10 protein-coding genes are annotated in these 9,919 nt (G+C 26.7%); 8 read left to right on the top strand and 2 right to left on the bottom strand.

The features are described from left to right. A partial coding sequence (locus R5Z65_RS05560; protein ID WP_317367665.1) for a hypothetical protein occupies window positions 1-814 on the bottom strand: 814 nt, incomplete at its 3' end. A gap of 240 nt (window positions 815-1,054) precedes the next feature. Between R5Z65_RS05560 and mraZ the strand changes: the two genes are divergently transcribed. From mraZ to R5Z65_RS05540, 4 genes are read left to right on the top strand one after another with little or no spacing between them, the layout of a single operon-like run. Beyond that, window positions 1,055-1,486 carry a division/cell wall cluster transcriptional repressor MraZ gene (gene mraZ / locus R5Z65_RS05555; RefSeq protein WP_317367664.1) on the top strand — a complete coding sequence of 144 codons (432 nt, stop codon included), beginning with the start codon at window positions 1,055-1,057 and terminating at the stop codon, window positions 1,484-1,486. A 9-nt stretch (window positions 1,487-1,495) separates the two neighbouring features. After that, window positions 1,496-2,434 (top strand): 16S rRNA (cytosine(1402)-N(4))-methyltransferase RsmH, encoded by a 939-nt coding sequence (gene rsmH / locus R5Z65_RS05550; RefSeq protein WP_317367663.1) that lies wholly within the window; start codon window positions 1,496-1,498, stop codon window positions 2,432-2,434. Window positions 2,435-2,455: 21 nt separating this feature from the next. Continuing rightward, complete coding sequence (locus R5Z65_RS05545; RefSeq protein ID WP_317367661.1) at window positions 2,456-2,974, top strand: hypothetical protein; 519 nt, start codon at window positions 2,456-2,458, stop codon at window positions 2,972-2,974. Between the two features lie 27 nt (window positions 2,975-3,001). Next, window positions 3,002-5,419, top strand: a complete 2,418-nt coding sequence (locus R5Z65_RS05540; RefSeq protein WP_317367660.1) for a penicillin-binding transpeptidase domain-containing protein — start codon at window positions 3,002-3,004, stop codon at window positions 5,417-5,419. A 61-nt stretch (window positions 5,420-5,480) separates the two neighbouring features. Here R5Z65_RS05540 and R5Z65_RS05535 read toward each other — a convergent pair whose 3' ends face one another. Continuing rightward, window positions 5,481-6,257: a histidinol-phosphatase gene (locus R5Z65_RS05535; RefSeq protein WP_317367659.1), complete on the bottom strand. Its 777-nt coding sequence runs from the start codon at window positions 6,255-6,257 to the stop codon at window positions 5,481-5,483. Window positions 6,258-6,520: 263 nt separating this feature from the next. Here R5Z65_RS05535 and tsaD point away from each other — a divergent pair, with 263 nt between their 5' ends. The 4 genes from tsaD to R5Z65_RS05515 are packed head-to-tail and all read left to right on the top strand — an operon-like array spanning window position 6,521 to window position 9,878. Then, complete coding sequence (tsaD, locus tag R5Z65_RS05530; RefSeq protein ID WP_317367657.1) at window positions 6,521-7,555, top strand: tRNA (adenosine(37)-N6)-threonylcarbamoyltransferase complex transferase subunit TsaD; 1,035 nt, start codon at window positions 6,521-6,523, stop codon at window positions 7,553-7,555. A gap of 16 nt (window positions 7,556-7,571) precedes the next feature. Beyond that, window positions 7,572-7,883, top strand: a complete 312-nt coding sequence (locus tag R5Z65_RS05525; protein ID WP_317367654.1) for a thioredoxin domain-containing protein — start codon at window positions 7,572-7,574, stop codon at window positions 7,881-7,883. Between the two features lie 12 nt (window positions 7,884-7,895). Next, a complete protein-coding gene (locus tag R5Z65_RS05520) occupies window positions 7,896-9,266 on the top strand; it encodes a cytochrome c biogenesis protein CcdA (RefSeq protein ID WP_317367653.1) in 1,371 nt (456 codons plus the stop codon). A 12-nt stretch (window positions 9,267-9,278) separates the two neighbouring features. Further along, window positions 9,279-9,878, top strand: a complete 600-nt coding sequence (locus tag R5Z65_RS05515; RefSeq protein ID WP_317367651.1) for a thymidine kinase — start codon at window positions 9,279-9,281, stop codon at window positions 9,876-9,878. Window positions 9,879-9,919 lie beyond the last annotated feature (41 nt).

Genomic DNA, 9,919 nt, shown 5'->3' with positions numbered 1-9,919 from the left:
TATTTAAATTTTTTAAATTATCTTTTAATAAATCTTGATTGTTAATATTTTCATTTAAAGTATTAGCTATATTTTTTAAAATATTTGTTTTTTCAAAATTTATTGATAAATCTTCATTAAAATTAAAATCGAGTATATTTTCTAATATATTAGATAACTTATTATAGTTACTATTAGTGCTATTTTTATCTAAATTAGTAATGCCATTTAATAGTCTTTCTAAGGATTTATATTCGGATAAATTAGTTTTAATATGATTTAATAGCTCAAGTTTAAAATCTTTTAGTTTATTAATATTTATATTTAATAGACTTTCAAGGTTAGAATTTTTAAAAATTTCTTTTGTTAAATTATTATCACCTAATGAATTAATATTAGAAAATAAAGTATCAATTTGTTTATCTATTAATGTTTCTTTTGATAAATAGTTATCAATTTGTTCCCCTATATTTATTGTTGGCTTAAGTTTATTTTCAATTAAGAATAAAGCCTTTTCTATAGAATTTTCATTAAAAATTTTTGTTGATTTTATTATGCTATCTAAATTATCTTTATTAATAGGTAAATTATTTTGTACTAATATTTTTATTAATTCTATATTTTCTTTAGTTGGAGCTTGATTAAGGCTATTTAATAGCAATTTTAATTCTTCATCAGAGCTTAATATATGGCTGTTATTCTGGTTATATTTAAATATTTTACTATTGATATTTTCTAAATTTTCATTTACTGTGTTGTTATTTTCTATTTCAGCATTTTGAGATAGATTGTTATATAAAAGTTTATTTAGTATATCTTGCGTATTAATGTTCAAAAAATCACCTCAACAAGTAGTTTATATATAATATCGGCATAATTATGTAATTTTATAATAATATAATATATTTTTAATTTAGTATTTTATGTAAATAAAAATCGAATACTAAGAGATAATGTTTTTTGAAAAAATTTTTAAATTTTGGTTGAAAAATTTTAAAAAATGTATTAAAATTATTATAAAGTGGTTTTATGTGGTAAAAAAGTGGTGTAAAGTGGTAAAAGGTTGGTGAGTTTTATGTTTATGGGTGAATATCAGCATAATGTTGATGCTAAAGGTAGAGCTATTATCCCTGCTAAGTTTCGTGAAGAACTTGGACAAACATTTATACTCACTAAAGGGTTAGATAAATGCCTTGTTATTTACACTATGGAGGAATGGAAAGCTTTTGAGGAAAAAATGAAGCAATTTCCTACTACAGATGAAGGTGTCAGACGGTTTTTTCGTTTTCTTTTTTCTGGTGCTTGTGAATGCGAGCCAGATTCTCAAGGAAGAATTATAATTCCTCAAAATCTTAGAAAACACGCTAATATATCAAAAGAGATAGTGTCTATTGGTGTTGTAAACAAGGTAGAGATTTGGGGTAAAGAAAACTGGGAAGTATACAATGATGAAGACAACTTTATAGATAATGAACTAGCAGAAAGAATGGCAGAACTTGGCATATAGGTGATTTTTATGAATTTTGAACATATATCAGTACTTTTAAACGAATGTATAGAAAGTTTAAATATTAAAAAAAATGGTGTATATATAGATGGGACTATGGGTGGAGCAGGGCATTCTAGCCATATAGCAAAAGCATTAGAAAATACAGGAAATTTAATATGTATAGACCAAGACGAAAATGCTATAAAAGTAGGTAAGAAAAGATTAGCAGGTTTTAATAATATAACTTTTGTACATAGTAATTTTTCTAAAATACAAGAAATATATAGCTCTCTTAATATGTCAGATGTTGGTGTAGATGGTATTTTATTAGATTTAGGTGTTTCTTCTCATCAATTAGATGAAGGGTATAGAGGTTTTTCTTATATGCAAGATGCCCCATTGGATATGCGTATGGATATTAGAAATGATTTTTCTGCATATACAGTAGTAAATACATATTCAAAAGAAGAACTTAACAAGATAATATCTCAATATGGAGAAGAAAGATGGTCTAAAAGGATAGCAGAATTTATAGAAAATGAAAGAAAAATTAAACCAATAGAAACAACTTTTGAGCTAGTGTCTATTATTAAAAAAGCTATTCCAAAAGGTGCAAGAATAGATGGACCACACCCTGCTAAAAGAACATTCCAGGCAATAAGAATAGAAGTTAATGGAGAGCTTGAAATATTAAAAGATACAATAACTAGTATGGTAAACATTTTAAATAAAAATGGGAGGCTTTTAATAATTACATTCCATTCTTTAGAAGATAGGATAGTAAAAAATGTATTTAAAGAGCTAGAAAATCCTTGTATATGTCCAAGAGATTTACCTATATGTGCTTGTGGTAAAAAGTCTTTAGGGAGAGTTGTTACAAGAAAGCCTATATTACCATCGGAATATGAATTAGAACAAAATCATCGTTCAAGGAGTGCAAAACTTAGAGTTTTTGAACGAAGGTAATTTTATAAGGAGGCGTAATATATGAAATACCAAAGAAACAGGTATAATACAGGTAATAAAAGAAATTATTACAACTACACATCAGTAGCATATGATTATGAACCAGAATATAGTACTTCAAGGCATATAAATAGAAGAATAAAAAAGATAAAAAAAGATAAATATGTTGAAGCAGAGCAAGGAATAAGATTTTTTTCATTAAAGTTTATAGCTACGCTTGTTATTATATCAACCTTTGTAATATCAATTATTTTTATAGAAGCGCTTACAATACAAAAAAAATTTGATATAGAAGATTTAAATATAACTTTAAAGGAAATTAAAGAAAATAATAAATATTTAGAAACAGAGTTAGCTAAAAATTTGGATTTAGAATATGTAGAATACATAGCAACATCTGAACTAGGTATGCAAAAACCTGCAAACCACCAAATAGTACACATAGATGTACCTAAAGAAAGTTATTCACAAAAAGGTAAAGTTGAAAAAAAGGATACTTTTTTATCAAAAATAACTAGTTGGATAAATAAACAAACTTAGTATATTTAAAATAAGGACTGATTATAATTGAGCAAAAATAGAACAAATAGAGCCAGAAATAGCTCAAATAGAAAAAGAAATAACAAAAAACAAAGCTTAATGAGAGGACGTATAATATTTTTAATTTTTGTTATTACAGGTGCTTTATCATTTGTAGGTATATATAGAGTAATATCTATAAAGGCCCAAAGTGGTAACGAATTTGAAAAAGAAGCAATTGAAAATCAAATAAATAAAGTATCTGACAAAATTATAAACCCTAATAGAGGTAGCATATTAGATAGAAATAACCAACCATTAGCTATAAGTACAACTGTTTTTAATGTGGCTTTAGATATTAGGCTATTATCTGAATTAAAACCTGAAAAAGCAAGTGGCATATTAATAAAAACAGCAGAGATTTTACAAATGAACGTTAACGATTTAAATGCCTATTTAATAAAAGATGATAAAGGAAAATTAAAACCAGAAAATGATACTCATTGGAAAATTATAAAAAAGAAAATACCATATGATTTAGGTAAAAAATTAGAAGAAGAAAAACTTATAGGGGTAAACTTAGAAACAGATACACAAAGAAATTATCCTCAAAAAAACTCTGCATCTCAAACAATAGGTTTTATTATGGGTGATACTAGGTGGGGGCTTGAAAAAGTTTATGATAAACAATTAACAGGTACTCCAGGAAGAATATATAGAACATACGATGGAAACTCTTCTGTTGTTACAAATGATATACAGCCTATAAAAGGTAATGATATAGTTACTACAATTGACCTGACATTACAACAATATGCAGAAGAAATTGTGGAAAATACATATAAATCTTTATCTCCAACAAATACTCCAGAGAGTGTTTCTATAATTCTTATGAACCCAAAAACAGGTGAAATTTTATCAATGGCACAATATCCAGACTTTGACTTAAATAATCCTAACAATATATCTTTACTAGAGGACCCAGTCTATAAAGCTAATTTTGACAAAATGTCACCAGAAGAACAACTTAAAATAAGAAATTCAATTTGGAAAAATTTTGCAATATCAGATGCTTTTGAACCAGGTTCTACATTTAAGGCTATAACGGTTGCAGCAGGGCTAGAAGAAGGTGCTATAAGTAAAAATGAAACATTTTATTGTTCTGGTGGTAAACAAGTTGCAGATTATTTTATAAGATGTCACAAAAGAAGTGGACACGGAACACTTACCGTTACAGAAGCCTTAGAAAAATCTTGTAATATGGCTATGTTAGAAATTGCAGATAGGCTAGGGAGAAATTCTTTTTACAAATATCAAAGAGATTTTGGCTTTGGGTATAGAACAGGCATAGATTTATATGGAGAGATAAAATCTGATACTTATATTGTGCCTGTAGAAAAATTAAATGTTACAGAACTTGCCACAAGTGCATTTGGACAAACTTTTACTACGTCGGCTATACAAATTATAAATGCTTTTGCTGCTACTATAAATGGTGGTAATATTATGAAACCATATTTGGTGTCTCAAATAATAGATGAAAATGGAAATATTGTAGAAGAACAAACTCCAAAAGTAGTAAGAAAAGTAATATCTGAGGATACGTCAGATTTTTTAAAAACAGCTATGATACAAACTTTAGAGCAAGGTGGTACAGGATATAAAGCTAATATAGCAGGCTATAATATAGGTGGGAAAACAGCAACAGCACAGCAAGGAAAACGCTCTGATAATATTTATACACTTGGATTTGCAGCATATATGCCAGCAGAAGACCCAGAATATCTTATGTTAGCTACAATAAGCAAACCAAAAGATTATGCAAAATCTGCTCCTGGAGTTATTTCCCCTGTACCTATGGTAAAAGAATACTTCCAAAAAATTATAGACTATAAGGCTATACCACCATCTAATGAAAAAATGGTGTCAGAGGATAAAGAAGTGTCTAAAGATAAAATTTTGTTAAAAGATTATACAAACAAAGATTTAAAAACAGTTATAAAAGAGTTAAATTCTGTTGGTATAGATTTTCAAATTGTAGGTGGCAGTGGAGATATGGTTGTAAAACAAATACCTATAGCTAATACGAGCATAGATAAAAATGGTAAAGTTTTATTATACATAGAATCTAAAGATGATAAAAAAGAGCTTGTATCTGTTCCAGATACTAAAAATTTATCGATAGATGAGGCTAGTAAACTTATAAAAGAGCTTGGATTTGAAATCTCTATTGTGGAACATCAAGCTACAGAAAAAGAAATAAAAATAGAAAATGAAATAAAAACAGAGAATGAAAGTACAGAGAAAACATCAGAAAATAGCAATCAAAACACAGATTTAGACATAATAGAAAAAACTAGTGAAAGTAATAAACAAGATAACACTACTAAAAAAGTATTTGAACAAATGCCAGAGGCAGGAGTTTTTATAGAAAAAGGAAGCATAATAAAAATAAAAGTTAAATAAATTTAGGCTGTAGACTCTATCTACAGCCTTTAAAATATATATTATTAAATATAAATTTAATTTAAAATATTTCATTTATAACATTAAGACCTAGTTTATTTGCCATATCATAAGCTTTATCCATATATTCGTCCCAAACTTGTATAGGGTTGTGGCAATCTGAGTTTATAATAACTTTAATGTTTTCTTTTGCTACTTTATACCAAAAGCTTTTATGTGGATAAGAGTAACGAGTTCCATCGCAAAAATTTTTTTTACCACGTCTTAATCCATTAGCATTAAATTCTAAAATAAAATCATTTTCTTTAGCAGCTTTAACTATTAAATTACAAAATTCATCGCAGTTATTATCCCAAGGTAAATCATTTATAAAAATAACATCAGGGTGTGCTATAAATTTAAAATATCCCGTTTTCATAGCTTCTACAAGTGTTTTTCCATATTCTAAATACTTTTTTGTATCATTTAAAGAATAGGTATTTATAGCCTCGTTGTTATTGTTAATATAAAAATGTTGGCCTAATGCTAAATAATCTAAGTTGTATTTATTTAATAGCTCCTCATAATAATCTTTTTCTCTTGGGTCGTATTCTATCTCTAACCCAGACTTTATAAAAATTTTATTTTTAAATTCCATTTTTAAATCTTCAACTTCTTTTATATAGTCTTCAAGCTCACAAAAATCCATTCTAAGTCCAAATCTATCATCAGGATAAGGAGAATGGTCACTAAACCCCAATATAGATAAATTTTCATTTATTGCACTTAAAACATAGTCTTTAGCATTTCCAACAGCGTGTTTACAACGTAATGTGTGTGTATGATAATTAGTTTTCATAGTTTTCCTCACCTTTTTTATTTAAGTATACCAATTTAAAATTTAAAAGTCAAAGGGGAAAAAAATATAAATTATACGTAAAAAATTAATATCATAGTTAGTAAATATATATAAAAGCTAAATAATAACTAAAGTATAAAGTAGTTATTATTTAAAGTTTAATTTTAAGCTTAAATAGTTATTTTAAATTTACTAATTTATTGATTTGTTTTAAAATTGTTGATATAATATAACATAAAATAAATTTTAAGAAAGGATATAGTATGGAAGATAAACAAAAAGATATAATTATACTAGCCATTGAAAGTTCTTGTGATGAAACCTCTATTGCTGTTGTAAAAAATGGTAGGGAAGTTTTATCTAATGTTATATCATCTCAGATAGATACTCATAGGGTATTTGGTGGTGTTGTTCCAGAGATAGCATCAAGAAAACATATAGAAGTTATAGACTTTGTTTTAGATGAGGCTTTAGAGCAAGCTAATATATGTATTAATGATATAGATGCTATTGCTGTTACATATGGTCCAGGGCTTGTTGGAGCTTTATTAGTTGGTGTTAGCTATGCAAAATCTCTAGCATATACATTAAAAAAGCCTCTTGTCCCAGTGCATCATATAGAAGGGCATATATACGCTAACTATATAGATGATAAAGAATTACAGCCACCTTTTATAAGCCTTGTTATATCTGGAGGGCATACCCATATAGTTTATGTAGAAGATTACGGTAAATTTAAAATAATTGGTAAAACTAGAGATGATGCTTGTGGAGAAGCATTTGATAAAGTGGCAAGGACAATAGGCTTAAAATATCCTGGAGGGCCAGAGATAGATAAGCTTGCAAAATTAGGAGATAGGCACGCTATAGATTTTCCACGAGTAATGATAGATACAGATGATTATGATTTTAGTTTTAGTGGATTAAAATCTGCTGTTTTAAACTTTGTTAATAAGAGTAAAATGACAAATACACCATTTAAAAATGAAGATTTAGCAGCATCTTTTCAACAAGCCTTAGTAGATGTTTTAGTTTTTAAATCTATAAAGGCTTGTAAAGAAAATAAAGTTAAAATACTAGCATTAGCTGGTGGAGTATCTGCAAATTCATTTTTACGAGAGAGTATGCAGAGTGCTTGTAATAAAGAGAATATAAAGCTCTGTGTACCAAGTTTAAAATTATGTACAGATAATGCTGCTATGATAGGTTGTGCTGGTTATTATCAATATTTAAAAGAAAATTTTGCAAACTTAGATTTAAATGCTTATCCAAATTTAAAACTTGATGGTATAGTTTAATAGAAAGGAGTATATTATGATAATAGATATTACAGAAAAAAATTATGATGAATATGTAACAAATAGTAATAGTTTAGTTATTTTAGATTTTGGTGCTACTAACTGTGGACCTTGTAAAATTTTAAATAATATATTAGAAGAAATAGAAAGTGAAAATGAAAACATTACTGTTGGAAAAATAAACATTGAAGAAAGCACAGATTTAGCTATAAAATTTGGTGTAATGACTGTTCCAACAATGGTTATTTTAAAAGATAATAAAACTATACAAAAAGTAAATGGATTAAAAGATAAAGAATTTATACAAAATTTAATAAATAATATTTAGAAAGGAAAGGTTATGTTTGATAATATAAATGTTTCAGGACACATAAGTTTTATAGTAGTATTTTTAGAGGGGTTATTATCATTTTTATCCCCGTGTATTTTGCCACTAATACCAATATATATAACGTATTTGGCAGGCAATGCAAAGCAAACTTTAAGTGACGGCACAATAGTATATAATAGGAAAAAAGTATTTTTTCACACTTTATGTTTTACAATAGGTATATGTTGTACATTTTTTTTATTAGGATTATCATTTTCAGCATTAGGAAGATTTTTTAATGAATATCAAGTTATTTTTACAAGAGTAGGTGGTATAGTAATTATTTTATTGGGTCTTTTCCAATTAGATATTTTTACTTTTAAATTTTTACAAAAAGAAAGAAAAATCAATTTTGATATGAGCAAAAAACAAGTAAATCCATTAATAGCATTTTTTATGGGATTTACATTTAGTTTTGCTTGGACACCTTGTGTAGGGCCTGCATTATCATCAGTATTAATATTAGCATCTAGCTCTAAAAATGCTTTTATTGGTAACTTTTTAGTACTTGTATATTCTTTAGGTTTTATTTTACCATTTTTATTATTAGGGTTATTTACAGGAAGAGTTTTAAATTTCTTCAAACAAAACCAAAAAATTATAAAATACACTGTAAAAATAAGTGGTATCTTATTAGTAGTAATAGGTATAATGACATTTACTGGATATATGAACGGTATATCAAAATATTTAAATAAGTATACAGTTTCTTCTGAAGATAAAGATACAAATAAAAGCAAAGTTGAAGAAGATACAAAAGAAGAAAATAATACAGAAAATACTACTTTAAATGAAAATAAAGAAAATGAAACAACATCATATGAAGAAGAATTACAAGATATATTTGATTTTAAACTTACAGACCAATATGGAAATACACATACATTGTCAGACTATAAGGGTAAAGTAGTATTTCTTAATTTTTGGGCAACTTGGTGTAATCCTTGTTTAATAGAGATGCCTCATATAGAAGAACTTTATAAAGAGTATGGACTTAATGAAGATGAAGTTGTTATACTTGGTGTAGCAAATCCATCATCTAAAGAATATCCAAACAATAGTGATGTATCTAAAGAAGAAATTATTAAATTTATAGAAGATAAAGGATATACATTTCCAATAGTTTTTGATGAAACAGGAGAAGTTTTTAGAGATTATTATGTTAGGTCTTTTCCTACAACATTTATGATTAATAAAGAAAGTAAAATATTTGGTTATATATCTGGTAGTCTTACTAAAGATATTATGATAAATATTATAGAACAAACTTTAGATAGTACAAAAGTAACTTATAAAGAGGATAGCAATATACAAGAAGATACAACTAAAAAAGCTGAATAATAGGAGAAAAAAATGGCTAAGTTATATTTTAAATATGGTACAATGGACGCATCTAAGTCTGCAGACCTTTTAATGACTGCTCACAAGTATGAAAATCAGGGTAAAAATATAATTTGTCTTAGGTCTAGTTTAGATACAAGAACAGAAGATTTTTACATAGAGAGTAGAGCATTAACGTATAAACACAAATGTTTCTGCTTTGATAAAGATACAAATTTGTATAAATTTATAGAGAATAATAATGAAGGAAAAATAAATTGTATATTAATAGATGAGGCACAGTTTTTGACAAAAATACAAGTTATACAGCTTACAGAGGTTGTAGACTTTTTAAAAATACCTGTTATATGCTATGGACTTAAAAATAGTTACATAAAGGGTAAACTTTTTGAAGGGTCTAAAGCATTGTTATATTTTGCAGATAGTATACAAGAGATAAAAAGTGTTTGTCATTTTTGTGATAAAAAAGCAATAATGAACTTGAGAATAAAAAATGGTAAACCTATTTTAGAATCAGAAACAGGCAATACAGTTGTTATAGGAGATATAGAAGAAGGGGAAGATTATTTTATTTCAACTTGTAGAAAACATTATTTTAACCCATTTAAATAAAAATAAAATTTTAAAACAAAATAAAAGGCTAAATTTTAGCC

It is taken from the genome of uncultured Tyzzerella sp., assembly GCF_963558545.1.
GTDB lineage: Bacteria > Bacillota > Clostridia > Lachnospirales > CAG-274 > Tyzzerella.
The sequence above is the reverse complement of the archived record's forward strand: the minus strand, read 5'-3'. Positions and strand labels throughout refer to the sequence as shown.